The following is a 26173-nucleotide window of genomic DNA, read 5'->3' on the forward strand; positions in this document are numbered from 1 at the left end:
GTTTCCGCGTTCAACCAGACAGAGCAACCCATGAATATTTCCAAATTCTTTATCGACCGGCCGATCTTTGCAGGAGTCCTATCGGTGATCATCCTGCTCGGCGGGGTGATCGCGATGTTCCTGCTGCCGATTTCGGAGTATCCGGAAGTCGTGCCGCCTTCCGTGATCGTGAAGGCGCAATACCCGGGCGCGAACCCGAAAGTGATCGCCGAGACGGTCGCGTCGCCGCTGGAAGAGCAGATCAACGGCGTCGAGGACATGCTCTACATGCAGTCGCAGGCGAACAGCGACGGCAACATGACGATCACCGTCACGTTCAAGCTCGGCACCGATCCGGACAAGGCCACGCAGCTCGTGCAGAACCGCGTCAACCAGGCGCTGCCGCGTCTGCCGGAAGACGTGCAGCGGCTCGGCATCACCACGGTGAAGAGCTCGCCGACGCTGACGATGGTGGTCCACCTGATCTCGCCGGACAACCGCTACGACATGACCTACCTGCGCAACTACGCGCTGATCAACGTGAAGGATCGCCTGTCGCGGATCCAGGGCGTCGGCCAGGTGCAGCTGTGGGGTTCGGGCGACTACGCGATGCGCGTGTGGCTCGATCCGCAGAAGGTCGCGCAGCGCGGGCTGTCCGCCGAGGACGTCGTGCAGTCGATCCGCGAGCAGAACGTGCAGGTCGCGGCCGGCGTGATCGGCGCGTCGCCGTCGTTGCCGGGCACGCCGCTGCAGCTGTCGGTGAACGCGCGCGGCCGTCTGCAGACGGAAGACGAGTTCGGCGACATCGTCGTGAAGACGACGCCGGACGGCGGCGTCACGCACCTGCGCGACATCGCGCGAATCGAGCTCGACGCGTCCGAGTACGGGCTGCGCTCGCTGCTCGACAACAAGCCGGCCGTCGCGATGGCGATCAACCAGTCGCCGGGCGCGAACTCGCTGCAGATTTCCGACGAAGTGCGCAAGACGATGGCCGAGCTGAAGCAGGATATGCCGGCCGGTATCGACTACAAGATCGTCTATGACCCGACGCAGTTCGTGCGTTCGTCGATCAAGGCCGTCGTGCATACGCTGCTCGAGGCGATCGCGCTGGTCGTGATCGTCGTGATCGTGTTCCTGCAGACCTGGCGCGCGTCGCTGATTCCGCTGATCGCGGTGCCGGTGTCGATCATCGGCACGTTCTCGCTGCTGCTCGGCTTCGGCTATTCGATCAACGCGTTGTCGTTGTTCGGGATGGTGCTGGCGATCGGTATCGTGGTCGACGATGCGATCGTGGTGGTCGAGAACGTCGAGCGCAACATCGAAAGCGGGATGAACGCGCGGCAGGCGACCTACAAGGCGATGCAGGAAGTGAGCGGGCCGATCATCGCGATCGCGCTGACGCTCGTCGCCGTGTTCGTGCCGCTCGCGTTCATGTCGGGCCTGACCGGCCAGTTCTACAAGCAGTTCGCGATGACGATCGCGATCTCGACGGTGATCTCGGCGTTCAACTCGCTGACGCTGTCGCCGGCGTTGTCCGCGATCCTGCTGAAGGGGCATGGCGACAAGGAGGACTGGCTCACGCGCGTGATGAACCGTGTGCTCGGCGGTTTCTTCAAGCGCTTCAACAAGGTGTTCCATCGCGGCGCGGAGAACTACGGCCGCGGTGTGCGCGGCGTGCTGTCGCGCAAGACGCTGATGCTCGGCGTGTACCTCGTGCTGGTGGGCGCGACCGTGCTGGTATCGAAGGTCGTGCCGGGCGGTTTCGTGCCCGCGCAGGACAAGGAATACCTGATTGCGTTCGCGCAGCTGCCGAACGGCGCGTCGCTCGACCGCACCGAGAAGGTGATCCGCGACATGGGCTCGATCGCGCTGAAGCAGCCGGGCGTCGAGAGCGCGGTCGCGTTCCCGGGGCTGTCGGTGAACGGCTTCACGAACAGCTCGAGCGCGGGCATCGTGTTCGTCACGCTGAAGCCGTTCTCGGAACGGCACGGCAAGGCGTTGTCGGCCGGCGCGATCGCGGGTGCGCTGAACCAGCAGTACGGCGCGATCAAGGACTCGTTCGTCGCGGTGTTCCCGCCGCCGCCGGTGCTCGGCCTCGGCACGCTCGGCGGGTTCAAGATGCAGATCGAGGATCGTGGCGCGGTTGGCTACGCGAAGCTGTCGGACGCGACCAACGACTTCATCAAGCGCGCGCAGCAGGCGCCTGAACTGGGCCCGTTGTTTACGAGCTACCAGATCAACGTGCCGCAGCTCAACGTCGATCTCGACCGCGTGAAGGCGAAGCAGCTCGGCGTGCCGGTCACCGACGTGTTCAACACGATGCAGGTGTATCTCGGCTCGCTGTACGTGAACGACTTCAACCGCTTCGGGCGCGTGTACCAGGTGCGCGTGCAGGCCGATGCGCCGTTCCGCCAGCGCGCGGACGACATCCTGCAACTGAAGACGCGTAACGACAAGGGCGAGATGGTGCCGCTGTCGTCGCTCGTCACGGTGACGCCGACGTTCGGCCCGGAAATGGTCGTGCGCTACAACGGCTACACGGCGGCCGACATCAACGGCGGCCCGGCGCCGGGCTTCTCGTCGGGTCAGGCGCAGGCCGCGGTCGAGCGCATCGCGCATGAAACGCTGCCGCGCGGCGTGCGGTTCGAGTGGACCGACCTCACGTACCAGCAGATTCTTGCGGGCGATTCGGCGATGTGGGTGTTCCCGATCAGCGTGCTGCTCGTATTCCTGGTGCTCGCCGCGCTGTATGAAAGCCTGACGCTGCCGCTCGCGGTGATCCTGATCGTGCCGATGAGCATTCTGTCGGCGCTCACAGGCGTGTGGCTCACGCAGGGCGACAACAACATCTTCACGCAGATCGGCTTGATGGTGCTGGTGGGGCTGTCGGCGAAGAACGCGATCCTGATCGTCGAATTCGCCCGCGAACTGGAGCACGACGGCAGGACGCCGCTCGAGGCCGCGATCGAGGCGAGCCGGCTGCGGCTGCGCCCGATCCTGATGACGTCGATCGCATTCATCATGGGCGTCGTGCCGCTCGTCACGTCGACGGGTGCGGGCTCGGAGATGCGGCATGCGATGGGTATCGCGGTGTTCTTCGGGATGCTCGGCGTGACGCTGTTCGGGCTGATGCTGACGCCGGTGTTCTACGTGGTGCTGCGCACGCTCGCGGGCGGCAAGATCCACGTCGCCGGGAAGGACTCCGCCGGCTATGGCGTGTCGCCGTCGGGCGCGTCGGCTACGGATGCTTGAGGACAACAAGATGGACAACATGTACAACTCGAATGGCCTGATGCGCTTCGCGAAGGTGGCGGCCGCGAGCACCCTGCTCGCGACGCTGCTCGCCGCGTGCGCGGTGGGCCCGGACTACAAGCGCCCGGACGTGTCGACGCCCGCGGCGTTCAAGGAAGCGCCGACGCTCGCGGCCGGCGAACAGGCCGGCACGTGGAAGACCGCCGAACCGGCGGACGGCGAGCATCGCGGCGAATGGTGGAAGGTGTTCGGCGATCCGGTGCTCGACTCGCTCGAGGCGCAGGCGCTCGCGGCGAACCAGAACCTGAAGGCCGCGGCGGCGCGCGTCGAGGAAGCGCGTGCGGCGACCCGCACCGCGCGCTCGCAGTGGTTCCCGCAGGTCGGCGCCGGATTCGGGCCGACGCGCGAGGGGCTGTCGTCGGCGTCGCAGTTCCAGCCGCAGGGCACGGGCCCGACCAACGCGACGCTGTGGCGCGCACAGGGCACGGTGTCCTACGAGGCCGACCTGTTCGGCCGCGTGAGCCGCAACGTCGAGGCGTCGCGCGCCGACCAGGCGCAGAGCGAAGCGCTGTTCCGCTCGGTGCAGCTCGCGCTGCAGGCGGACGTCGCGCAGAACTACTTCGAACTGCGCCAGCTCGATTCCGACCAGGACCTGTACCGCCGCACGGTCGAGCTGCGCGACCAGGCGCTGAAGCTCGTGCAGCGTCGCTTCAACGAAGGCGACATCAGCGAGCTCGACGTGTCGCGCGCGAAGAACGAACTGGCGACCGCGCAGGCCGATGCGGTTGGCGTCGCGCGACGGCGTGCGGCGTCCGAGCATGCGCTCGCGATCCTGCTCGGCAAGGCGCCCGCGGACTTCGCGTTCAAGGAAACGCCGATCGTGCCGGTCGCGGTGAAGGTTCCGGCGGGACTGCCGTCCGCGCTGCTCGAACGGCGCCCGGACGTGTCGGCGGCCGAGCGCGCGATGGCGGCGGCGAACGCGCGGATCGGCCTCGCGAAGTCGGCGTATTTCCCGAAGCTCGATATCACGGGCGCGTTCGGGTATGAGGCGTCGACGCTCGGCAACCTGTTCCTGTGGTCGAGCCGCACGTTCCTGCTCGGGCCGTTCGCCGGTACTGCGCTGACGCTGCCGCTGTTCGACGGCGGGCGGCGTGCGGCCGGCGTGCAGCAGGCGCGCGCGCAGTACGACGAGCAGGTCGCGAACTACCGGCAGCAGGTGCTCGTCGCGTTCCGCGAGGTCGAGGACAACCTCGCCGATCTGCGTCTGCTCGACGACCAGATTCGCGCGCAGGATGCGGCCGTCAACGCGTCGCGCCGTGCGGCGACGCTGTCGCGTACGCAGTATCAGGAAGGTGAAGTCGCCTATCTGGACGTGATCGACAGTGAGCGGTCGGTGCTGCAGTCGCAATTGCAGGCGAACCAGCTGACCGGTGCGCAGGCCGTGTCGACCGTCAACCTGATTCGCGCGCTGGGCGGTGGGTGGGGGAATACACCGGCACCGACGGCGGTGGGCGATGCGGCGACGGGCAAGGCGGAGGTGGCGGCGCGCTGAGCGTGAACGGCGGGCGATTCGTCGCCCGTCAGCCGCGAATCGAAGAACCCCGGCATGCAGGCTCAGGCCTGCGTGACCGGGGTTTTTTCATGGTGCGTCGGTTTATACCGCAACTAACGGTCGAGCCCATCCAGTACCTCCGAACGGGGGCGCCCGGCGGTGTCCCGCCGCACGCCCCGATCACGCTGCGTGGCCTTCAGCCCGCAACGCCCGTACCAGTTCGCTCGCCGCCCTGCCGAGCCCCGTGTGCTTGGGCCGCCGCAGATACACGGGCAGCGGCAGCCCGTTACGAATGTTCGCGAACACCAGCGGCGCGAGCTCGCCGGCGGCGACATACCGGCCGATCAGCGATTCGGGCAGGTTGGCCCAACCGTGGCCGGCCTTGACCAACGCGATCGCGGTGGCCATGTCGGTCACTTTCCACGTGCGATTGCCGATCACCGGCCGCACGTCGGTGAGCGGCCGTTCCGGATCGGCGATCACGATCTGCCGGAACCCGGACAACCGTTCGATCGCCTCGGGATGCGCGGCTTCGGCGATCGACGGATGATCAGGCGCGGCGACGGCAATCAACGTCTCGGTCCACAGCGCGTGGATCTGTTCCTGCGGATGAAGATCGAGCCCGCCGTACGCGACGCACAGATCGACGGCGCCGCGATGCAGCGCGTCGACGATCGCATCTTGCGGCGCGGTGACGATGCTGATCGCGAGCGCCGGATACTTCGCGGCGACGGCGCTCAGCGCACGCGCAACGGGCGCGCCGTCGAGTTCCGCCGCGAGCCCGAGCCGCAGCGTGTCCTCGACGCCTTCCGACAGATGCTGCGCATGCACGCGCAGCGCCTGCAGCCGTTCGGCGATCGACCGCGCATCGGGCAGCAGCGCGGCCATCGCGGCGGTCGGCGTCGGCTCGCGCGTGCCGCGATCGAACAGCACGAGGTCCAGCTCGGCCTCGAGATTCGCGATCGCCATGCTGACGGCCGACGGCGTGCGACCGAGCGCACGCGCGGCTGCCGAGAACGAGCCTTTGTCGATGACGGTCAGCAGCATGTCGATGTGATCGCTGGTCAGCACGTGCGGCCTCCTGTCAGAAAAATTGAAAGCACCTGACTTTTGCGGGCGAAGTGCCCGCTGTAGTCTCGCCACCTGGTTCGATACGAAGGTGATGGGTGATGCAAGGATGGAAGAGACGCATAGTCTACGTCGTGATGTTCGAGGTGCTCGGCATCCTCGTCGCGTCGTCGGTACTCGGCATGCTGAGCGGCGCGAGCGCGACGACGAGCGGCCTGCTCGGCGTGATGATCTCGACGACGGGCGTCACCGTCAATTTCGTCTACAACTTCGGCTTCGAGGCGTGGGAGCGGCGGCGTGCGGAAACCACGCGCAGCGTCGGGCGGCGCATCGTGCATGCGATCGGATTCCAGATCGCGCTCGTGACGTTCCTGATTCCGCTGATCGCGTGGTGGCTCGACGTGTCGCTGCTGCAGGCGTTCCTGTACGACGCGGTGCTGATCGTGTTCTTCCCGATCTTCACGTTCGCGTACAACTGGTCGTTCGACAGCGTGTTCGGATTGCCGGATGCGGTGACGCGCAAGGCCGAGCCGATCGCGTAACGCATGGGATGACGAACCGACGCGGGCGGTCCGCGTCGATTCGCGTTGAAAGAGAAGAGGAGTAGCGGGCGGAACGAATGCCGCCCGAGCGCGTTACGCGGCGACGAACTCGTGCACGAAACGGTTGAACACCGCGGGGCTGGCCGCGTTCATCCCGTGCGACGCGCCGGCGACGGTCTGCCGTTGCGCATCGCCGATCCACTGCGACAGCGTGTCGACGTTGTTGCGGAACATCTTCGGGCTGCGCTGGCCGTCGATCAGCAGCGTGCGGCACGCGATATCCGACGCCGCGTGCTGCGAATACGCGGGCAGCGGATCGCGCAGCTGCTTCGGCAGCGTGCTCGCGTTGTCGATCGCCATCGTGCGAAAGCGCGACGTGCTCTTCTTCCATGCGCCCGGCAGGCTCACCGAGTCGACGAACATCTCGAGCCCGGCTTCCACGTCACCTTGACCGATCAGGTTCACGGCCTTCGTGCGCAGCGCGATCGCGGCGGCCGGCAGCGCGGCTTCGCGCACTCCCGGCTGTTGCAGCGGGCCGCCCGGATCGGCGAGCGTGAGCGATTCGACGAGGTGCGGGTGCTGGCGCGCGACGTTGAACGCGACGCTGCCGCCACGCGAATGGCCGACCAGATGCACGGGGCCGAGATCGAGTGCGTCGATGAATTCGGCGAGCTCGTCGACGTGGTTCTGCCAGCTGAACTCGTCCTGGATGCCCGCTTCGACGGCCGGCCAGTAGTGGCTCAGGCTCGGCGCGATGCAGCGGTAGTGTGCCGACAGCGACGCGAGTTGCGGATCCCAGTAGCGGTAGTCGCACAACGATCCGTGCACGAACACCATCGGCGCGCCGCTGCCCCGCTCGACATACGGCAGGCTGATGCCCGACGAAAGCGTCGCAAATTGCAGGTCCGGGTTCGCGAGCACCGACGGCTCGATTCGCATGTTCATGGCTGAAAGACTCAAAGGTGCGTCAACACGACGCAACTATGCATCACGGCGACCTGCAAGCAAAACGCATAATTTTCATCGCGACGATCAATTTTATTGATGGCTCGGCTGAAAACCCTTGTCGCAGCGTGGGGACGTGTCGAAGCCTTCAATCATCTTACGATTGGTTTCGCCGCCGAACGCGCGTGCGAACGCCTGCGCAGACGAGCATCGGAGAGGCAGAAGGAAAAGGAAAAAGGGGAAAGGCCGCCGAACGCCGCCCCCATATCACCGCACCGCCAGCGCGGGCGCGGTCTGAAGCTCGACGGGAAGGTCGTTGTCGGCGGCGAACTGCATCGCGAAGTCGAATGCATCGGCACATACGATGCGCAATTCGTCCGACACGAACAGGCATTTGGCGCCGCCGTCGACGACCGGCATCGCGAGCCGCGACAGCGCGCACGGATAGCCGGGCCGCCGCTCGCCGACGAACAGCGTGATGACGCCCGCGAGCCGTTCGGGCCAGTCGCTCGGGCGGAAGGTTTTCTGCGCGCGGGTGATGCCGCGGATCAGGTGGCCGTTGATGCGGCCGCGTTCGGTAATGTCGATGCGATCCATGCCGTTATGCGTATCCTCGTTCGCGTCATTCGCCGCCATCGGCCGCCGCGTCCCCGCGCGCGGGAATCCGCAGGTTGCGCAGCTTGTGATAAAGCGTCTTCTTCGGCATGCCGAGTGCAACGCTTGCGTCCGCAACGTTGCCGTTGTGACGCCGCAGCATGTCCTCGATCAGCATTCGCTCGAAATACGCGAGCTGCTCCGCGAGCGTGCCGCCCGCCGTGGGCGCGCTGCCGGACGACAGCAGGCTGTCGCCGGTCAGGCCGAGCACGAAGCGGTCGGCCACGTTCTGCAGTTCGCGCACGTTGCCGGGCCACGCATGCGTCATCAGTTCGGACACCTGCGCAGCCGTGACGACGGGCGCCGGCTGTCCGAAGCGCCGCGCGGCCGCGAGCACGAAATGCTCGAACAGCAGCGGTACGTCCTCGCGCCGTTCGCGCAGCGGCGGCAGCTCGATCTGCGCGACGTTGAGCCGATACAGCAAGTCCGCGCGAAAGCGCCCGTCGGCTGCGAGCTCGGCGAGATCGGCCTTCGATGCGGCGACGACGCGGCAGTCGACCGGAATCAGCTCGTTCGCGCCGAGCCGTTCGACCACGCGCTCCTGCAGCACGCGCAGCATCTTGATCTGCAGCGGAATCGGCATCGTCTCGATCTCGTCGAGGAACAGCGTGCCGCCGTGCGCCCATTCGATCTTGCCGATGCGCTTCTTGATCGCGCCGGTGAATGCGCCGGCCTCGTGGCCGAACAGCTCGCTCTCGAAGATCTGCTCGGGCAGGCCGCCGCAGTTCAGCGCGACGAAATGCGCGTCGCGCCGGCTGCCGAAGTCGTGCAGGCTGCGCGCGATCAGTTCCTTGCCGGTGCCCGTCTCGCCGGTGATCAGCACCGACACCGACGTATCGGCGAGGCGCAGGATCTTCTTGCGCACGTCGGCCATCGCTGGCGACTTGCCGAGCACGAGCGCCTCGATGCCCTGCCAGTTGTTGAGCGCCGCGCGCAGCCCCTGCACCTCCAGCGTGAGCCGGCGCTTCTCGACCGCGCGCGCGACGCGGCCGGCGATCACGTCCGACGAGAACGGCTTCTCGATGAAGTCGTACGCGCCGTCGTGCATCGCGCCGACGGCCGTCGAAATGTCGGCGTGGCCGCTGATCAGCACGACGGGGATCTGCGCATCGACGGCCATCACGCGTTCGAGCAACTGCAGCCCGTCGATGCCGGGCATCCGCACGTCCGACACGATCACGATGGGCGCGCCGGGCGCGACGTGCGCGAGCGCGTCGGCGGCCGACGCGAATGCGTCGACCGGGAACCCGGCGAGCGCGACGGCCTGCTCGACGCCGATCCGGACGTTTTCATCGTCCTCGACGACCAGCACGCGAATCTCATCTTCCATGCTCTGTCCTTTGCTGCGGCGTCGCCGCCGCGAATTCGATGGTGAACTGCGCGCCGCCCGCGTCGCGGTTCGTCGCGGCGATCTTCGCGCCGAACGCCTCGACGATGCGCGACGTGATCGCGAGGCCGAGCCCGAGGCCCTGGCCGCGCGGCTTGGTGGTGACGAACGGCTCGAACAGGTGCGGCAGCACGTCGGGCGCGATGCCGGCACCGCTGTCGGCGACGGTGAAGCGCACGCGGCCGGCTTCGTCCTCGTCGTCCACTTTGGCGGCTTCGATGACGATCCGCCGCACCGGCGCGTCGTGCACCGCATCGAGCGCGTTGCCGAGCAGGTTCACGATCACCTGCTGCAGCTGGCTCGATTCGGCCGATACCGTCGTGCCGGGCGCGATGTTCACGTCGAGCTGCACGCCTTCGTCGCGGATCCGCGCATCGTAGATGAGCCGCGCATGCGCGACGGCCTCGGTCAGCGACACGGCGACGCGCTCGACGTCGGGCTTGCGCGCGAAGGTCTTCAGCTCGCCGGTGAGCACCGCCATGCTGTCGACCAGCTTGCCGATCCGTTCGAGATTCGCGTATGCCGGCGCCGGCTGGCCGCGCTCGAAGAACGTGCGCGCGTTGTCGCACAGCGTGCGGATCGCGACGAGCGGCTGGTTCAGCTCGTGCGTGAGGCCGGCGGCCATCTGCCCGAGCACCGCGAGCTTGCCCGCGTGCACGACTTCCTGCTGCGAATCGCGCAGCCGCTGCTCGGTGCGCTCGCGTTCGACGATCTCGCGCTGCATCCGCTCGTTCGCGGCCGTCAGCGCTGCCGTGCGTTGCGCGACGGTCAGCTCGAGCCGGTCGTTCGCGCGGCGCAGCGCGTCCTGCGCGTTCAGCCGCGCGACGATCGCCCGGCGACGCTGGATCGCGTAGCCGGCCAGCAGCGCGGCGATCAGGAACGCGCCGGTGACGAACACGAACGCGGTCTCCTGTTGGCGCCGCGCGCTCGCCATGTCGAGCAGCACCATCAGCGAATCGCCGGCCTGCGGGGCGGGGCGCGACATCACGAGATAGCGCGTGTTGCGGCCGGCGTGACGCGGATCGGGAAACGTGCCGAACCACGCGGCGGCGCTGCGGTCGCCGATGTGGCGGTACGGCAGCACGTCGACCGTGCGGCCCGCGTATTGCCGCGACGCCTGGATGTCGCGCTGCTGCTGCGCGGTGATCGGGCGCAGCGCGGTGAATTTCCACGCCGGCTCGGTCGAGATCACGACCACGCCGTTGCCGTCGACCACCATCGCCGCGACGCCCGGCGCGCGCCACGCGGATTCGAGCGGGTCGACGCTGATTTTCACGGCCGCCGCGCCGATCGGCACGCCGTCGTCGCGCACCGCGCTCGCGAAGTAGACGCCCGGCACGCCGGTGTTGGTGCCGATCCCGAAGAAGCGGCCGCTGCCATGCGCGAGGGCGTCCTTGAAGTACGGCCGGTACGACACGTTCGTGCCGACGAAGCTGATCGTCTCGTTCCAGTTGCTGGCGGCGATCACTTCGCCGCGCAGGTCGATCACGTCGACGGCGCCGCTGCCCGCGTCGCGGTTCACGGCTTCGAGGTACGTGTTCACCGTGTGGGCGAGCGCGGGCCGGTCTGGCGGCGCGGCCTTCAGCAGCGCGCGCACGCCGTCCTGGCGGGCGACCAGGCCGGGCAGGATCTCGAAGCGGCCGAGTTCGCTCTTCAGGCTCGACGCATAGAGGTCGAGCCGGTGCGCGCCGGTTTCCTCCAGCGCGTCGATCGCGCGTTCCCACGCGAAATCGACGGCCGCGCCCGCCACGCCGACATACAGCACGGCGGCCGACGCCCAACCCCACCACGGGATTCCCTTGAAGCTCTTTTGCACATTCGCCCTCATCGAAACCTGCAACCGGTCACGCGCAACCGGCCCTTCGCAACCGCCCCTCCGCAACCGGCCGTCCGCAACCGGCCGTCCGCAACCGGCCCTCCGCAATGACGCGCGCCGCCGCCGGCAGAGCCGGCGGCGGCGCGTGCGAAGCAGCCTGCGCGACGGTGCGCGCGGCCGTGCATTATCCGAAGTGCGCGACCAGGATCAGCGTCACCGTGACGACGATTGCGCCGCCGATGCGCGTCGCGATCTGCGCGAACGGCATCAGCTGCATCCGGTTCGCGGCGGTCAGGATCGCGACGTCGCCGGTGCCGCCTTGTCCGCTGTGGCAGGCGTTCACGATTGCGGTGTCGATAGGGTACATCTTCAGCAGGCGGCCGACCACGAAACCGGTGCCCATCAGCGTCGCGACGGTCGACACGATCGTGACGACGTTGACGATCGTGAAGGCGGCGGTCAGCTTGTCCCACGGCGTCATCGCGACGCCGATCGCGAACAGCAGCGGATACGTGACGGCGGTCGAGAAGAACTTGTAGACGACGAACGCGCCTTCCTGCAGCGGCGGCGACACCGCGCGCGCCAGCTTCACCAGCACCGCGAGGAACAGCATCGCGACCGGTGCGGGCAGGCCGAACAGCTTGTGCGCCATCAGGCCCACGAGATACAGCGTGATCGCCGTGATGCCGGCGCCCGCGATGTGCGTGACGTCGACGTGACCGCGGATCTCTTCGTTTTCCGGCGCCAGGTCGCCGCTTTCGCCGACCTGCAGACGGCCGTTGCCGGTCAGGTGCGGCAGGCGCTTGCCGAGCATGTCGAGCGCACCCGACAGGATGATCGCCGTCAGGCTGCCGAGCATCACCGGCGGCAGCACCATCGCGAACATCTCGCCCTGCGGCAGGTGCATCAGTTCCGAATAGCCGATCGACAGCGGAATCGCGCCTTCGCCGACACCGCCCGCCATGATCGGCACGACGATGTACAGCAGCGTGTGGCGCGCGCCCAGGCCGAGCGCGGTGCCGACCGCCGTGCCGACGATCGCGGCTGCGACCGAACCGGCGGCGAGCGGGATGAAGATCTTCACGAAGCCCTGGATCAGCACGCGCCGGTCCATGCTCAGGATGCTGCCGACGATGATCGACGCGATGAACAGGTACAGGAAGTTCGTCGATTTCGTGAACTCGACCGTCAGGTTCAGCACCGGCTTCGGCAGCACGTGATAGTAGGTGAGCGCCGACGGCACGAAGGTCGCGAAGATCGCGGCCGCGCCGATGTTGCGCAGGAGCGGCAGGCGCTTGCCGAGTTCCGCGCACGTGAAGCCGAAGAACGCGAGCACGGCGATCGCCATCGAGATCTCGCCCGGCACCTTGCCCGTGACCGAGAAACCGACGATCAGCGCGAACAGGATCACGTACACCGGCAGCGGGATGATGCCGATGCGGATTTCCATCAGCTTCCACCAGCCTTCCGGCCAGAAGCGTGCGCGTGTGGCGGCGCCGGCTTCGGCAATCGGTTCCGGGTGGGACGGGGTATGGATAGAGGTCTGCAAGACGTGTCTCCTGATTGTGGGATGCCTGCATCGCTTCGCGGCATCGTGTGCCGTCTATTACGCAACCCCCGTGCCAGAAATCCGGCCTGCCGGAATATTTTTAACGCATTGATTCACAAGGGATTTGTTTCGTCTGCGGAAAGGGTGGCCGCCGCTTGCCGGCCGAGATTTCGGAATTCGTCCGGCGGGCAGGCCGAGATTTCGGCCAGTCGGCCGGCCGGGCGCCGGGCCGACCGCGATCGCGCGCCATATCGCCGCGCGCGATTTTCTTCGCACAATCGCTTCGTAGACCGCCTTCCTGCCGCTCTCTATCATCGGCTGATCCTTTTCCGATGCGACGACTGTCCGGAGAACGCACGCGCGTTCGCCGCGGCGTCGCGCATCCGTCGATACCGTACTTGGACAGGAGAGTGGTTCCCATGCCGCATGCCGTTTTTTCCGCCCGCTCGTGCGCCGTCCGCCTCGCACGGCTCGTCCTGCCGGCCCGCCTGACGGCGGCCGCGCTGCTCGCGGCGTGGCTCGCCGTCGCGCTGCCGGGCGGGGCGCGCGCCGACACCGCGCCGCTGAAGGTCGGCATCTCGACGAGTCCGCAGATCGAAGCGCTGAAGATTGCCGCGAAGGAGGCGAAGGAGCAGGGCCTCGACGTGCGGATCGTCGAGTTCACCGACTGGAATACGCCGAACGCGGCGCTCGCGAACAAGGACATCGACGTCAACTACTTCCAGCACATCCCGTTTCTCGAGAACGCGAAGAAGCAGGGCGGCTACAACTTCGTGTCGATCGCGCCGGGCACGATCATGAAGATCGGCCTCTATTCGAAGAAGGTGAAAAGCTTTGCCGAGCTGAAGGACGGCGCGCGCGTCGCGATCGCGAACGATCCGGTCAACGGCGGGCGCGGGCTGTTGCTGCTGCAGCGCGCGGGCCTCATCATGCTGAAGCCGGGCGCCGACTACCGGGCGACGACGCACGACATCGTGTCCAACCCGAAGCACCTGAAGATCATCGCGCTCGAGGCGTCGCAGCTCGCGCGCTCGCTCGACGACGTCGACCTCGCGCAGGGCTACCCGAGCTTCATCAAGCTCGCCGGCACGACCGATCCGAACAGCGCGCTGCTGTTCGACGGCACCGAGAACAAGAACTTCGCGATCCAATGGGTCGTGCGGCCCGAGAGCGTGAACGATCCGCGCATCCGCAAGTTCATCGCGATCTACCAGCACTCGCCGGCGGTGCGCCGTGCGCTCGACAACGCATTCGGCTCGCTTTACGCGATCGCGTGGTGACGGAGGAAACATGACGACGCCGAACCGCAAGAAGATCCTGCTCAACGCGTTCAACATGAACTGCGTCGGGCACATCAACCACGGGCTGTGGACGCATCCGCGCGACCGCTCCGCGCACTACACCGATCTCGACTACTGGGCCGATCTCGCGAGGACGCTCGAGCGCGGCAAGTTCGACGGCATCTTTCTCGCGGACATCGTCGGCGTGTACGACGTGTTCGGCGGCGGCCCGGACGCCGCGCTGCGCGAATCGGTGCAGGTGCCCGTCAACGATCCGCTGCTGCTCGTGCCCGCGATGGCGCAGGTCACGCGGCATCTCGGCTTCGGCGTGACCGCGAACCTGACCTACGAGCCGCCGTACCTGTTCGCGCGCCGCATGTCGACGCTCGACCACCTGACGAAGGGGCGCATCGGCTGGAACATCGTGACCGGCTATCTCGACAGCGCCGCGCGCGGAATGGGCCTCGCGCAGCAGATCGGCCACGACGACCGCTACGAACGCGCGGACGACTACATGGACGTCGTCTACAAGCTGTGGGAACAAAGCTGGGACGACGATGCGGTGATCCGCGACGCGCAGGCGCGCGTGTTCGCGCAGCCGGGCAAGGTGCGGCGCGTCAAGCACGACGGGCCGTTCTATTCGGTCGACGCGATCCACCTGAGCGAGCCGTCGCTGCAGCGTACGCCGGTGCTGTACCAGGCCGGTTCGTCCGCGCGCGGCGTCGAGTTCGCGGGGCGGCATGCGGAGTGCGTGTTCGTGAACGGGCAGAGCAAGGCCGCCGCGCGCGCGGCGGCGCTCGATATCCGCGCGGCCGCCGCACGGCAGGGCCGCGACCCGGCCTCGATCAGGATTTTCGCCGGCGTGAGCGTCGTGACCGCCGAGACCGAACTTCTCGCCCGAGAGAAGTTCGACGAATACCGGCGCTACGCGAGCCCCGAAGCCGGCCTCGCGCATTTCGCGAGTTCGACCGGCATCGACTTCGCGAAGTACGGGCTCGACGAGCCGATCTCGTACGTGAAGACCGATTCGATCCAGTCGGCCGTCGACGCGATCTCGCGCAAGAGCACGACCGGCACGTGGACCGTGCGCCGGATGCTCGAACAGATGTCGCTCGGCGGCCGCTACGCGCCGATCGTCGGTTCGCCGTCGCAGGTCGCGGACGAGCTGCAGTCGTGGATCGACGAGACGGGCATCGACGGTTTCAACCTGACGCGCACGGTGATGCCCGAGTCGTTCGAGGATTTCGTCGACTGGGTCGTGCCGGAGCTGCAGAACCGCGGCATCTACAAGGAAGACTACGATCCCGCGCCGACGCTGCGCGAGAAGCTGTTCGGCGCCGGTGCGCGGCTGCCGGCCTGGCATACGGGCGCGCAGCACAGGCCGGCCGCCGCGCCGGCCTCGGAACCCGCGCATCCCGCGCATGCTTGAACGTGACGGAGCGAAGCGATGACGCAACTGTTCGATACGCTGGGTTTCATCGACGCATCGGCCGTGCGGGCCCGCCCGGCGGCACGCGACGCGCATGGCGCGCCTCTGGAAGCGGCCATGCGGGCTGACGTCGCCGCCGTGTCGCTCGTCCACGTCGGCAAGGTGTTCGCGACGCCGCGCGGCCACGCCGCCGCGCTGCGCGACGTGACGCTCGACGTGCGGCGCGGCGAAGTGTTCGGGATCATCGGCCGCAGCGGCGCCGGCAAGTCGACGCTGCTGCGGCTCGTGAACGGCCTCGAACGTCCGAGTTCGGGCAGCGTGCGCGTGCAGGGCGTCGACGTCGGCGCGCTCGACGAGGACGGGCTCGTCGCGCTGCGCCGCCGCACCGGGATGGTGTTCCAGCATTTCAACCTGCTGTCGGCGAAGACGGTGTTCGAGAACGTCGCGCTGCCGCTGAAGATCGCCGGCGTGCCGAAGGCCGAGCGCACGCGCAAGGTCGATGCGTTGCTCGATCTCGTCGGGCTCGCCGCGAAGCGCGACGCGTATCCGGCGAGCCTGTCGGGCGGCCAGAAGCAGCGCGTCGGCATCGCGCGGGCGCTGGTGCACGATCCGGAGGTGCTGCTGTGCGACGAGGCGACGTCGGCGCTCGATCCCGAGACGACGCAGTCGATCCTCGCACTGCTTGCCGACATCAATCGCCGCCTCGGGCTGACGATCGTGCTGATCACGCACGAGATGGAAGTGATCCGCGCGGTGTGCGACACGGTCGCGGTGATCGAGCAAGGCGAGATGGTCGAAACGGGCCCGGTATGGCGAGTGTTCGGCGATCCGCGCCACGGCGCGACGCGCGCGCTGCTCAGCACGCTCGTGCATGACCTGCCGGCCGAACTGGCCGCACGTGTGCAGCCGTTGCCGGAGCAGGCCGCACTGCCGGACGGCGCGCAGGTCGTGCTCGACGTCCGCTATACGGGCGAAAGCGGCGGTGAGCCGGACGTCGGCGCGCTCGCGGCGGCGCTCGGCGGCTCGGTGCGTTTCCTGCATGGCGGGATCGAGCGGATCCAGGGGCATGCGCAGGGGCGCCTCGTGATCGCCGCGTCGCCCGGGCAGTCGCTGGCACACGGCGGTGCGGTCGCTGCGTTGCTGGAGCGCGCGCGCCGCCATGCGAACCACGCGGAGGTGCTCGGCTATGTTTGAACTCTGGTGGCCCGAACTGCTCGACGCGATCCGCGACACGCTGTCGATGGTCGCCGCGTCGGCCGCCGTCGCCGCGCTGATCGGCATCCCGCTCGCGGTTATCCTCGTGACGACCGCGCCCGGCGGCATCTACGAGCGGCGCGGCGTGAACGCCGTGCTCGGCGCGCTCGTCAACGTGTTCCGCTCGACGCCGTTCATCATCCTGCTCGTCGCGCTGCTGCCGTTCACGCGCGTGCTGATCGGCACGACGATCGGCGTGTGGGCGGCCGTCGTGCCCTTGTCGATCGCGGCGATTCCGTTTTTCGCGCGAATTGCCGAAGTGAGCCTGCGCGAAGTCGATCGCGGGCTAATCGAGGCCGCGCTCGCGATGGGCGCGAAACGCCGCCACATCGTGTGGCACGTGCTGCTGCCCGAGGCGCTGCCCGGCATGCTCGGCGGCTTCACCATCACCGTGGTCGCGCTGATCGGCTCGACCGCGATGGCGGGCGCCGTCGGCGCGGGCGGGCTCGGCGACCTCGCGATCCGCTACGGTTACCAGCGTTTCGACACCACCGTGATGGCGACCGTGATCGTGATCCTGATCGCACTCGTATCGGCCGTGCAGATCACGGGCGACCGCCTGGTCCGACACGTGACCCGGCGTACCTGAGCGGCGCCACGAGCGCGGCTCGTTTCATTTTTCCAGACCCTGAGAGAACGATACCCATGACCTTGCCCATCGGCGCACCGCGCGAATGGAACGGACAATTCGAGGAAGCGCTGTTCCTGGACGTCGCGCGACGCCATCGTCCCGGCTTTCCCGACAAGCTCGCGACGCCGCCGCGCGAGCCGCGCAGCGAAGACGAGCTGGCCGCCGTCGCCGACTACTACACGAAGATGGCGTCGCACGACCTGTTCATCGTGCAGGTCGTCGCGAAGGCGATCGACACGCTGTTCCGCGACGATCCGCATTTCCAGCTGATCCTGTCGCGCCAGCTCGGCGACGACGGCGCGCACGCGGTGATCGGCCGCGAGCGCGTGACCGAACTGACGGGCCGCGATCCGCTGCCGGAAGTCGAGCGGCTCGTCGCCGCGCACTGGGCGCGCATCGGCGATATCGCGGTGCGCGACGTCGCGGGCTTCCTCGCGTTCGAATGGCATTACGAGCTGCACATCCTCGCGAAGCTGTGGATCCAGCGCAAGACCGGCCGCATCGCGGATGGCGCGATGCGCGAGCACGGCGAAAACCGGATTCGTCCGGACGAGGAGTGGCATCGCGTGCAGATCGTCCAGTGGTGGTTCGACACGTTGAAGGCGCTGCCGGCCGCGGAGCGCGAGGCGCTGATCGATCGCGTGATCGCGGCCGACGAGGAAACGCAGGCGCGGCTCGACGGTTATCTGCATGACGAATACGCGCATACCGCGCATGTGTTCGGTGCGGATATCGACGAGTACCGCGCGATCTACGACGACTGGCGGCGCGAGATCCTGTCGCGGCTGACCGGCCGCCCGCTCGCCGCGCTCGTGCCGCTGTCCGGCGAAGTCGTGGCGCACGAACCCGTTGCACGGGAAGCCGTCGCATGAACGATCCTCGCGGCCCGGCGACGTTTGCGCCGGATCCCGATGCACGCGCGATCGACGCCGATGCGCTGGCGCGCGCGATCGACTCGCTGCGTGCAACGGCGGCCGCGCGCGATCGCGCGGGCGGTCATGCGGCCGACGAGAAGCAGTGGCTCGCCGACGCCGGCCTGCTGACGCTCGCGGTGCCGCGCGAATTCGGCGGACAGGAAGCCGCGTGGCCGGCGGTCTACGACACGATTCGCCAGCTCGCGCGCGTCGACAGCGCGCTCGCACATCTGGTCGGGTTCCAGATCCTGCAGGTCGTGAGCGTCGACGTGTGGGGCAGCGCGGCCCAGCGCGAACGCTATCTGCGCGGCACGGTCGAGCATCGCTGGTGGTGGGGCAATGCGGTCAACCCGCTCGACACGCGGCTGGTGGCGACCGCGACGCCGGACGGCGGCTACCGGCTCGACGGCGTGAAGGGCTTCTGCTCGGGCACGCGCGGCTCGCAGCGGATGACCGTGTCCGCGCACGATCCGGAAACGGGCCGCACCGTATTCGGCGTGGTGCCGACCGATCGTGACGGGATCACGGTCGACGAGGACTGGGATCCGATCGGCCAGCGCCAGACCGACAGCGGCAGCGTGCGCTTCGACGGCGTGACGCTCGCGCCGGACGACGTGCTGCACCGGTCCGAAACGCCGCCGGCGCCGCGCGCGACGCTGCGCACGCTGGTGTCGCAACTGGTGCTGACGAACCTGTTCGTCGGGCTTGCCGAAGGCGCGCTCGCCGAGGCGCGCGACTATGTGCTGAAGCATGGCCGGCCGTGGATACATTCGGGCGTCGCGCAGGCGAGCGACGATCCTTATACGCTGCAGCGCTTCGGCGACATGCGCGTTCGGGCGGTCGCGGCCGCATCGCTGGCCGATCGCGCGGCAGTCGAGTTGCAGTGCGCATGGTCGCGGCGCGACGCGCTGACGGCCGACGAACGTGCCGAAGTGGCGCTCGCCGTGTCGGAGGCGAAGATCGTCGCGCAGCGCGCGGCGCTCGACAACGGCGAGGCGCTGTTCGATGCGTGCGGCGCACGCGCGACGGCCGCGTCGCTCGGCCTCGACCGCTTCTGGCGCAACGCGCGCACGCATACGCTGCACGATCCGCTCGACTATCGGCTGCGCGACGTCGGGCGGTTTGCGCTGACGGGGGAATTGCCGCAGGCGTCGCTTTATACGTGACGGCGGTCAGCCATTTGCGCCGTGGCGCCCATGACTGACCGCCCGGCGTCAGGAGCGGCGTCCTGACGCGTCGCTGTCGCAGCCGATTACCAGCGGTAGCCGACGCCCGCGCCGGCGCCGAACGAGCCGTGACCCGACACCGCCGTCGTGACCGAGCCTTTGACGAGCCATTTCGCCGTCGCGACGGACAAGCCGACCGCCATGGCGCTTTGACCGCCGTACGTGCCGCCGCCGAGCGCGACGACCTTCTCGCCAGGCAGCACGGCTTGCGGCAGGTTCGCCATGGCGATCGCGCTCGCCGTGCCCGCGTTGGCGTCCTTGCGGTACTTCGACATTTCCTCGCGCACGGAGTTGATCGCGCCGTTCAACTGGCGCACGTTCACGCCATCCGTCGGCGCGGTGCCGTCCGCCACGTTGGTCAGCTGACGCTCGGCACCGGGCGAACCGATCGACACCGTGTTGTCCCGATCGGCAACCGAATTCGCGCCCAGCGCCACCGCGTTGTTCGCCGTGGCCCGGCTGTTCGTGCCGATGGCGGTCGAGTCCGTGCCGGACACATTCGAGCCCGTGCCGATCGCCGTTCCGTTGGCCGCAGTGACTTTCGAATTCGTGCCGATGGCCGTTCCGTTCGTTGCGGTGACCGTGGAGTTGACGCCGACAGCCGTACCGTTGTCGCCCGAGACGTTCGAGCCGTTGCCGACCGCGGTGCCGTTCGTCGCGGTGACCGACGTGTTCGTGCCGATCGCGGTGTCCGTCGGGTCCATCACCGTGCCGCTCGGGACGCTGGACGAGATCTTGCCGACGGTCGTCGTGAGGTTGGCCAGGTCCGTCGTCAGCGTCGACACCTGATTGGCGATCGAGAAGAGCTGCGAGCCGTTCACCGCATCCGTGCTGGTCGCGCTGATTGCCCCGGCCGCGACGTTCACGATCTGACGCTCGGCACCCGCGCTGCCGACGCTGACCACGCCCACCGGCGTGCCCGCGAAGCCGCTGTAGGTCACGCCGTTGAGCGCCACGCTATTGACGGTCGTATAGGCGCGCGTGGTCGCATTCGAGCCCAGCGCGACGGAATTCGCGTCGGCGGCGTTCGCCCCTTCGCCGATGGCGACCGCGTTCACGGCGGAGGCCGTCGCACGGGCAATGGCGACGCTGCCGGTCGCCGATGCCGAGCTGTCGACGCCGAGCGCGACCGCATCGCCCGCGCCGGCATTTGCCTGGAAGCCGAGGGCCGTACCGCCCGCTGCAATGCTGCCCTTGCCGACGGCGGTCGAGAACGTCGCGGTGGCGCTCGCGCCTTGACCGACCGCTATCGACTGGTCGACTGCGAATGCGCCCTGGCCGAAGGCGGACGCCGTGGCGCCATTCGCGATCGCGCCGTTACCGACCGCCGTGGCCTGGGTGCCGACTGCGCCCGAAGCCGTCCCGATCGCTGTCGCCTGGTCGCCGGTTGCCACGGCGTTTCCGCCGACGGCCGTTGCGAACGTACCGGTCGCGGCCGCCATGCGGCCGATCGCGACGGTTTCGCTATAGGCGCCGGTCGACGAGCCCGAATTCGCGACGGCCGCCGTGCCGATCGCGACGTTGTCGCAGCCGGTTGCCGCGGCCGGATACGTGCTGCTGCCCGAAATGGCGATGTTGCCGACGCAGCCCGCCGACGTTTCGGTCGACGTGCCGTTCTGCACATAGTCGGCGCGCGCGGGCGCGGAAGCGGCGAATGCGACCATGGCTGCGCTGACTGTAACGGCAAGCGCGATCTTCGACTTGCGCGGTGCGCGTTGTACGGAATTTCCCGACCCTCGTTGATGCTTGTTCATTTGTTTTCCTAAGCTTGATGTAAAAATCGTGTTGTGGCTTGCATGGCGTCGCCCGCAATCCCGGTCGCATCGATTCGTTCGTGTCTCTTTCGTGACAGGCATCGATTTCTCGATCTGTAAAAATGAAAGGTGTACTAACAAAATTGAACGTTTGCCGGTCTTGAGACGACGGGAGCCGGGCACGGATTGCGCCTACTTGCTCGCTTCCGTCATGGCCAGGTCAAAACTTCGCGAATCCGAAGTTCGGGTCGCGACGACGCATTTTGATGGGTTCGAGTCGCGCACATGTTTGCCGCGGCGGCTGAACGCTATGTTTCGGCGGACATTCGCTGGGTGGTGTGCGTGAGGAAACGGTGAGCGATCACCTGCGCCGGGCAGTTGGGTGCCCGATGATCACGCGCCGGCTGGTGACGACGAGAGGGCGGCGCTGCCGGAGTGCATCTGCTCACGCGACAGGCGGCACCGACCTTTACAGGCCGTCCACTCGAAGAAGGCATCCGTGCGCCGGAACTTCCCGAGCCGCGTTGTCGCGGCGTCACTCCGCCGGCAACGCGTCCGCCAGTGCCCGCATTGCATCCACCGTCTCCGGATTCGCCGGAAAAAATGCCTCGATCGCGAGCTCCGACAGCGTGACGTCGACCGGCGTGCCGAACACCGTCGTCGTGCTGAAGAACGTCAGCTCGCCGGCCGCCGTGCGCAGCCGCAGCGGCACCGCGATGTCCGCATAGTCGGTGCGTGCATGCATGTCGTCGCGCTGGCCGGCCGGCGCCGGATAGTCGGCCAGTTCGTCGCGCAGCGCATGCAGCGCGCGGTCGCCGCTCGCGTCGATCTGCCGTTGCAGCCGGTGCAGGATATGCGCGCGCCACTCGTGCCAGTTGACGATCTGCGACGCGAGGCCGTCCGGATGCAGGCTCAGCCGCAACACGTTGACGGGCGGCTGCAGCAGCGCCGGATCGGCCTGCGCGACCAGCGCGCCGAGCATCCGGTTCGCGGCGAGCAGCGTCCAGTGGCGATCCACCGCGAGTGCCGGGTAGGGCTCGTGGCCGCGCAGCACGGCCTCGACCGCGTGGCGCGCGGCATCGAGCTGCGGATCGGAGAACGGCCGCTCGCGAAACAGCGGCGCATAGCCGGCGGCGACGAGCAGCGCATTGCGCTCGCGCAGCGGCACGTCGAGGCGCTCCGCGAGATGCAGCACCATATCGCGGCTCGGCTGCGCGCGGCCCGATTCGACGAAGCTCAGGTGTCGCGCGGACACCTCCGCCTCGAGCGCGAGCGCCATCTGGCTCAGGCGCCGGCGTTGACGCCAGGTACGCAGCAGCGGGCCGATGCCGGACGCACGGCCGGCGGACGAGGGGAGCGAATGGACGGTGGCGGTCGAGTTCATGGTGACGATGATAGGCAATCCTGCGCGCGCCGGGCATTACCCGACAGGTAAGCATTCCGGAACGGCGAGCGTCGCCGATTCCGCCGGTTCCACCGGCTGCCACTCGGTGGATCCCTTCCGCCCCTGCATTTCGTCCCCTGACGCACGGCGACGCTGCGTTACCATAGCCGCCGTGCCACCTGAGAGGCGGCGCCGGACCCGCGACCACGACGCTCGGGCCGGATGCCGTGCACATTCACAACAAGGCAGTCCAGGGGAATCCAACAATGAAAAAACTCGCCGTCCGTGTCGCCTGCGTGGCGATGCTCGCATTCGCCGCGACCCGCGGCCACGCGCAAACCGAAGCCGCGCAGGTCGAAATGAGGGCCGCCGCCGCGGCCGCCAACAAGGCCGTCGTCAGCGGGCCGGCCGATATCGACATCAAGCACGAAGCCGTGCTGAAGCTGAAGGCGGGCGAATCGTTCGTGCCGGCCGCCGAAGCCGGCCGCTACCTGCGCTCGATGGGCAACTCGATCGACGAATCGAAGCTGGTCGGGCTCGTGCTGCCCGAGGATCCGGACGCCGACTGGATCTCGGTCGTGTCATTCGAGCCGAGCGGCTATATCCGCGACGACGACGCGAAGGACTGGAAACCCGACGAATTGCTGAAGAGCCTGCAGGCCGGCACCGAGGAAGGCAACGTCGCGCGCAAGGAGCGCGGCCTGCCGGAAACCGAGGTGGTCGGCTGGGCGAAGGCGCCGGCATACGACGCGGCCACGCACCGGCTCGTGTGGTCCGCGATCATCCGCGACAAGGGCGCGGCCGCGAACGCGGAGAACGACGGGGTGAACTACCGCACGCTCGTGCTCGGCCGCGACGGCTACCTGTCGCTGACGATGGCGTCGACGCTCGCCGATCTGCCGAAGTACAAGCCCTCGGCCGATGACCTGCTCGCGAACATCCGCTTCAACGACGGCAAGCGCTACGCCGATTTCAACAAGTCGACCGACCACGTCGCCGAGTACGGTCTCGCGGCGCTGATCGTCGGCGTCGGCGCGAAGAAGCTCGGCCTGCTCGCGCTGATCGGTGCGTTCGCGCTGAAGTTCTTCAAGGTCGGCGCGATCGCGCTGCTGGGGGGCGCGGCGGCGCTGAAGCGCTTCTTCGGCCGCAAGCCGAAGGCAGCCGCGGTACCGGTCGTCGCCGAGGCGTCCGGCGCGCCGCAGACGGAGCGCAAGGAATGACGAAACTGCTGCTGCTGATCTTCGGCGGCCTGAAGCTCGGCAAGGTGCTCATGTCGGCGGGCACCATGCTCGCGTCGATCGCGGTCTACGCGCTGTTCTACGGCTGGCGCTTCGCGGCCGGCTTCGTCGCGCTGCTGTTCGTGCACGAGGCCGGTCACTATCTGGCCGCGCAGCGGCGCGGGCTCGACGTCGGGCTGCCGACGTTCATTCCGTTCGTCGGCGCGTGGATCCAGCTGAAGGAGATGCCGCACGATGCCGAAACCGAGGCGTACGTCGGGCTGGCCGGGCCGTTCGTCGGCACGCTCGGCGCGCTGGCCTGCTACGCGGCCGCGCGCCACTACGACAGCAACCTGCTGCTCGCGGTGTCGTACACGGGCTTCTTCCTGAACCTGTTCAACATGATTCCGCTGTCGCCGTTCGACGGCGGGCGCATCACCGCGGTGCTGTCGCCGCGTATCTGGTTCGCGGGCGTGCCCGTGCTGATCGCGCTGTTCGTTTACCGGCCGAGCCCGCTCCTGATCGTGATGGCGATCCTCGCGCTGCCGCAGTTGAAGCGCGCGTGGCGCTACGATCCCGCCGCGCCGGAGAACCGCGCGTACTACGCGACGTCGATCGAGACGAAGACGACCTACGCGCTCTGCTACATCGGCCTGGTCGCGTTTCTCGCGCTGATGACGTCCGGCGTGCACGACATGCTGCGCGTCGCGCATTCGGCGGCGTGACGCAAAAAACGGCGGCCGCTTGCACGCGGCCGCCGTCATCATCCTTCCATTCCCGCCGAAGCTCACGCGTCGCGATGACGCAGCTCGACGCGCTTGATGTCCTTCACGATCACCAGATAGCTGAACACAGTGACGAGCGCGTTCAGCCCGACGAACACCAGCGCGCCGTTGAACGAGCCGCTCGCGCCGACCAGGTAGCCGATCGCGATCGGCGCGACGATGCCGGCCGTGTTGCCGAACATGTTGAACAGGCTGCCCGACAGGCCGATCGCTTCCTTCGGCGCGGTATCCGCGACGACGGCCCAGCCGAGCGAGCCGATTCCCTTGCCGAAGAACGACACGGCCATCAGCACGATCACCAGCACTTCGCTGTCGACGTAGTTGCAGCCGATGATGACCATCGACAGCAGCATCCCGCTGACGATCGGGATCTTGCGCGCGAGCGTCAGCGACACGCCGCGACGGATCAGCAGGTCCGACAGCATCCCGCCGAGCACGCCGCCGAGGAACCCGCAGATCGCCGGCAGCGACGTCATGAAGCCGGCCTTCAGCAGCGACATCCCGCGTGCCTGCACGAGGTAGATCGGGAACCACGTGAGGAAGAAGTACGTGAGCACGTTCACGCAGTACTGGCCGAGATAGACGCCGAGCAGCATCCGGTTCGACAGCAGCTGGCGCACGTAGTACCAGCCAGCGACGCGGCTGCCTTCAGGCGCCGTGGACGCCGCGTCGCTGCCGCGCGCCGCGCTCGGCCGGGCCGTCGAGCGCACGAGGCCGCCGCCCTGCTCGATATGCTCGAGTTCCGCGCGGTTCACCGCCGGATGGTCGACCGGGTCCTTCATCACGCGCAGCCACAGGAACGCGAGCGCGATGCCGGCGAGGCCGAGCCAGAGGTACACGTGGTGCCAGCCGTACGCATGCGTGAGCCACGCCATCAGCGGCGAGAACACCACCGCCGCGAAATACTGCGCGGCGTTGAAGATGGCCGACGCCGTGCCGCGCTCGGCGGTCGGGAACCAGCTCGCGACGACCTTCGCGTTCGCGGGAAACGCGGGCGCCTCGGCGATGCCGACCGCGAAGCGCATCACGAACAGCGCGGTCACCGCGAACGCGGCGCTGCCGCCGAGGCCGATCGTGCTTTGCAGCAGCGTGAACGCCGACCACAGGAAGATGCTCGCCGCATACACGCGGCGCGCGCCGAAGCGGTCGAGCAGCCAGCCGCTCGGCAACTGCGCGAGCACGTACGCCCAGCTGAACGCCGAGAAGATGTAGCCCATCGTCACCGGATCGATGCCGAAGGCCTTGCGGATCGGCGTGCCGGTGATCGACAGCGTCGCGCGGTCCGCATAGTTGAGCGTCGTGACGACGAACAGCATCGCCAGGATCCAGTAGCGCACGGCGGTCCGGCGCGCGCTGCCGGCGAGTTCGATCGGAAGATCGCGGGAGGTGGTCTGATTGTTGGGCACGTTAAGGTACGTCGTCGTATGACATGACCGGCAGTTTATGAGCAACGCCGCCATGCAGAAACCTCGGGTTTTCCCTTTGCCGGGTGGCGCGAAAGGGTCAGGAAATCGTGTTTAGCCTGAATGGGCAAGGAGTTGGCGCACGGGGCCGC

General features: G+C 67.9%; 20 protein-coding genes. 11 read left to right on the forward strand and 9 right to left on the reverse strand.

Annotated elements, in window-relative coordinates:
• Positions 1–30 precede the first annotated feature (30 nt).
• The gene (gene ceoB, locus FFI87_RS18385; RefSeq protein WP_012366910.1) at positions 31–3231 is read left to right on the forward strand and encodes a multidrug efflux RND transporter permease subunit CeoB; all 3201 of its coding nucleotides are present in this window, start codon (positions 31–33) and stop codon (positions 3229–3231) included.
• Between the two features lie 10 nt (positions 3232–3241).
• Positions 3242–4783 carry a multidrug efflux transporter outer membrane subunit OpcM gene (gene opcM / locus FFI87_RS18390; protein WP_138849570.1) on the forward strand — a complete coding sequence of 514 codons (1542 nt, stop codon included), beginning with the start codon at positions 3242–3244 and terminating at the stop codon, positions 4781–4783.
• A 180-nt stretch (positions 4784–4963) separates the two neighbouring features.
• Here opcM and FFI87_RS18395 read toward each other — a convergent pair whose 3' ends face one another.
• A complete protein-coding gene (locus FFI87_RS18395) occupies positions 4964–5854 on the reverse strand; it encodes a LysR family transcriptional regulator (protein WP_138849569.1) in 891 nt (296 codons plus the stop codon).
• Positions 5855–5952: 98 nt separating this feature from the next.
• Between FFI87_RS18395 and FFI87_RS18400 the strand changes: the two genes are divergently transcribed.
• The gene (locus FFI87_RS18400; protein ID WP_138849568.1) at positions 5953–6393 is read left to right on the forward strand and encodes a PACE efflux transporter; all 441 of its coding nucleotides are present in this window, start codon (positions 5953–5955) and stop codon (positions 6391–6393) included.
• Positions 6394–6486: 93 nt separating this feature from the next.
• Here FFI87_RS18400 and FFI87_RS18405 read toward each other — a convergent pair whose 3' ends face one another.
• The 5 genes from FFI87_RS18405 to FFI87_RS18425 form a co-directional block, all read right to left on the reverse strand.
• A complete protein-coding gene (locus FFI87_RS18405) occupies positions 6487–7338 on the reverse strand; it encodes an alpha/beta fold hydrolase (RefSeq protein ID WP_138849567.1) in 852 nt (283 codons plus the stop codon).
• A gap of 267 nt (positions 7339–7605) precedes the next feature.
• Positions 7606–7935, reverse strand: a complete 330-nt coding sequence (locus FFI87_RS18410) for a DUF3579 domain-containing protein (RefSeq protein WP_138849566.1) — start codon at positions 7933–7935, stop codon at positions 7606–7608.
• Between the two features lie 25 nt (positions 7936–7960).
• Positions 7961–9322 (reverse strand): sigma-54-dependent transcriptional regulator, encoded by a 1362-nt coding sequence (locus FFI87_RS18415; protein WP_012366902.1) that lies wholly within the window; start codon positions 9320–9322, stop codon positions 7961–7963.
• Positions 9312–11207: an ATP-binding protein gene (locus tag FFI87_RS18420; RefSeq protein WP_012366901.1), complete on the reverse strand. Its 1896-nt coding sequence runs from the start codon at positions 11205–11207 to the stop codon at positions 9312–9314. Before FFI87_RS18420 ends, FFI87_RS18415 begins: the two co-directional genes overlap by 11 nt.
• A 172-nt stretch (positions 11208–11379) precedes the next feature.
• Positions 11380–12744: a 2-hydroxycarboxylate transporter family protein gene (locus FFI87_RS18425; protein ID WP_012366900.1), complete on the reverse strand. Its 1365-nt coding sequence runs from the start codon at positions 12742–12744 to the stop codon at positions 11380–11382.
• Between the two features lie 419 nt (positions 12745–13163).
• Between FFI87_RS18425 and FFI87_RS18430 the strand changes: the two genes are divergently transcribed.
• Genes FFI87_RS18430 through FFI87_RS18455 form a run of 6 tightly spaced genes read left to right on the forward strand, consistent with a single transcriptional unit; the run spans position 13164 to position 19418 of the window.
• Complete coding sequence (locus tag FFI87_RS18430; protein WP_138849565.1) at positions 13164–14024, forward strand: MetQ/NlpA family ABC transporter substrate-binding protein; 861 nt, start codon at positions 13164–13166, stop codon at positions 14022–14024.
• Between the two features lie 10 nt (positions 14025–14034).
• Positions 14035–15453, forward strand: a complete 1419-nt coding sequence (locus FFI87_RS18435; RefSeq protein ID WP_138849564.1) for an LLM class flavin-dependent oxidoreductase — start codon at positions 14035–14037, stop codon at positions 15451–15453.
• A gap of 18 nt (positions 15454–15471) precedes the next feature.
• Positions 15472–16647: a methionine ABC transporter ATP-binding protein gene (locus FFI87_RS18440; protein WP_138849563.1), complete on the forward strand. Its 1176-nt coding sequence runs from the start codon at positions 15472–15474 to the stop codon at positions 16645–16647.
• Positions 16640–17296, forward strand: coding sequence for a methionine ABC transporter permease (locus FFI87_RS18445; protein WP_006752338.1), 657 nt, complete (start codon positions 16640–16642; stop codon positions 17294–17296). The genes FFI87_RS18440 and FFI87_RS18445 overlap by 8 nt, the downstream gene beginning before the upstream one ends.
• Positions 17297–17352: 56 nt before the next feature.
• Positions 17353–18210, forward strand: coding sequence for a hypothetical protein (locus FFI87_RS18450; protein WP_138849562.1), 858 nt, complete (start codon positions 17353–17355; stop codon positions 18208–18210).
• Positions 18207–19418 (forward strand): acyl-CoA dehydrogenase family protein, encoded by a 1212-nt coding sequence (locus FFI87_RS18455; protein WP_138849561.1) that lies wholly within the window; start codon positions 18207–18209, stop codon positions 19416–19418. The genes FFI87_RS18450 and FFI87_RS18455 overlap by 4 nt, the downstream gene beginning before the upstream one ends.
• 86 nt (positions 19419–19504) lie before the next feature.
• Here the strand turns inward: FFI87_RS18455 and FFI87_RS18460 are convergent, their stop codons facing one another.
• Positions 19505–21232: a YadA family autotransporter adhesin gene (locus tag FFI87_RS18460; protein WP_012366894.1), complete on the reverse strand. Its 1728-nt coding sequence runs from the start codon at positions 21230–21232 to the stop codon at positions 19505–19507.
• A 535-nt stretch (positions 21233–21767) separates the two neighbouring features.
• The gene (locus FFI87_RS18465) at positions 21768–22616 is read right to left on the reverse strand and encodes a helix-turn-helix domain-containing protein (protein WP_012366893.1); all 849 of its coding nucleotides are present in this window, start codon (positions 22614–22616) and stop codon (positions 21768–21770) included.
• Between the two features lie 266 nt (positions 22617–22882).
• On the opposite strand from FFI87_RS18465, the gene FFI87_RS18470 reads away from it, so the two are divergent.
• Together FFI87_RS18470 and FFI87_RS18475 are read left to right on the forward strand one after the other, a co-directional pair.
• Positions 22883–23836, forward strand: coding sequence for a DUF2167 domain-containing protein (locus FFI87_RS18470; RefSeq protein WP_138849560.1), 954 nt, complete (start codon positions 22883–22885; stop codon positions 23834–23836).
• Positions 23833–24558 carry a site-2 protease family protein gene (locus FFI87_RS18475; protein ID WP_011659638.1) on the forward strand — a complete coding sequence of 242 codons (726 nt, stop codon included), beginning with the start codon at positions 23833–23835 and terminating at the stop codon, positions 24556–24558. Before FFI87_RS18470 ends, FFI87_RS18475 begins: the two co-directional genes overlap by 4 nt.
• Before the next feature lie 62 nt (positions 24559–24620).
• On the opposite strand, the gene FFI87_RS18480 is transcribed toward FFI87_RS18475, so the two are convergent.
• Complete coding sequence (locus FFI87_RS18480) at positions 24621–26078, reverse strand: MFS transporter (RefSeq protein WP_012366890.1); 1458 nt, start codon at positions 26076–26078, stop codon at positions 24621–24623.
• Positions 26079–26173: the final 95 nt, after the last annotated feature.

Source organism: Burkholderia sp. KBS0801 (assembly GCF_005937855.2).
Taxonomy (GTDB): Bacteria; Pseudomonadota; Gammaproteobacteria; order Burkholderiales; family Burkholderiaceae; genus Burkholderia; species Burkholderia ambifaria.

Coding starts and splice junctions, on each gene's coding strand:
- ceoB (WP_012366910.1), top strand. CDS start 31: ATGAATATTTCCAAATTCTTTATCGACCGGCCGATCTTTGCAGGAGTC.
- opcM (WP_138849570.1), top strand. CDS start 3,242: ATGGACAACATGTACAACTCGAATGGCCTGATGCGCTTCGCGAAGGTG.
- FFI87_RS18400 (WP_138849568.1), top strand. CDS start 5,953: ATGCAAGGATGGAAGAGACGCATAGTCTACGTCGTGATGTTCGAGGTG.
- FFI87_RS18405 (WP_138849567.1), bottom strand. CDS start 7,338: ATGAACATGCGAATCGAGCCGTCGGTGCTCGCGAACCCGGACCTGCAA.
- FFI87_RS18410 (WP_138849566.1), bottom strand. CDS start 7,935: ATGGATCGCATCGACATTACCGAACGCGGCCGCATCAACGGCCACCTG.
- FFI87_RS18415 (WP_012366902.1), bottom strand. CDS start 9,322: ATGGAAGATGAGATTCGCGTGCTGGTCGTCGAGGACGATGAAAACGTC.
- FFI87_RS18420 (WP_012366901.1), bottom strand. CDS start 11,207: ATGAGGGCGAATGTGCAAAAGAGCTTCAAGGGAATCCCGTGGTGGGGT.
- FFI87_RS18430 (WP_138849565.1), top strand. CDS start 13,164: ATGCCGCATGCCGTTTTTTCCGCCCGCTCGTGCGCCGTCCGCCTCGCA.
- FFI87_RS18435 (WP_138849564.1), top strand. CDS start 14,035: ATGACGACGCCGAACCGCAAGAAGATCCTGCTCAACGCGTTCAACATG.
- FFI87_RS18440 (WP_138849563.1), top strand. CDS start 15,472: ATGACGCAACTGTTCGATACGCTGGGTTTCATCGACGCATCGGCCGTG.
- FFI87_RS18445 (WP_006752338.1), top strand. CDS start 16,640: ATGTTTGAACTCTGGTGGCCCGAACTGCTCGACGCGATCCGCGACACG.
- FFI87_RS18450 (WP_138849562.1), top strand. CDS start 17,353: ATGACCTTGCCCATCGGCGCACCGCGCGAATGGAACGGACAATTCGAG.
- FFI87_RS18455 (WP_138849561.1), top strand. CDS start 18,207: ATGAACGATCCTCGCGGCCCGGCGACGTTTGCGCCGGATCCCGATGCA.
- FFI87_RS18460 (WP_012366894.1), bottom strand. CDS start 21,232: ATGAACAAGCATCAACGAGGGTCGGGAAATTCCGTACAACGCGCACCG.
- FFI87_RS18465 (WP_012366893.1), bottom strand. CDS start 22,616: ATGAACTCGACCGCCACCGTCCATTCGCTCCCCTCGTCCGCCGGCCGT.
- FFI87_RS18470 (WP_138849560.1), top strand. CDS start 22,883: ATGAAAAAACTCGCCGTCCGTGTCGCCTGCGTGGCGATGCTCGCATTC.
- FFI87_RS18475 (WP_011659638.1), top strand. CDS start 23,833: ATGACGAAACTGCTGCTGCTGATCTTCGGCGGCCTGAAGCTCGGCAAG.
- FFI87_RS18480 (WP_012366890.1), bottom strand. CDS start 26,078: ATGGCGGCGTTGCTCATAAACTGCCGGTCATGTCATACGACGACGTAC.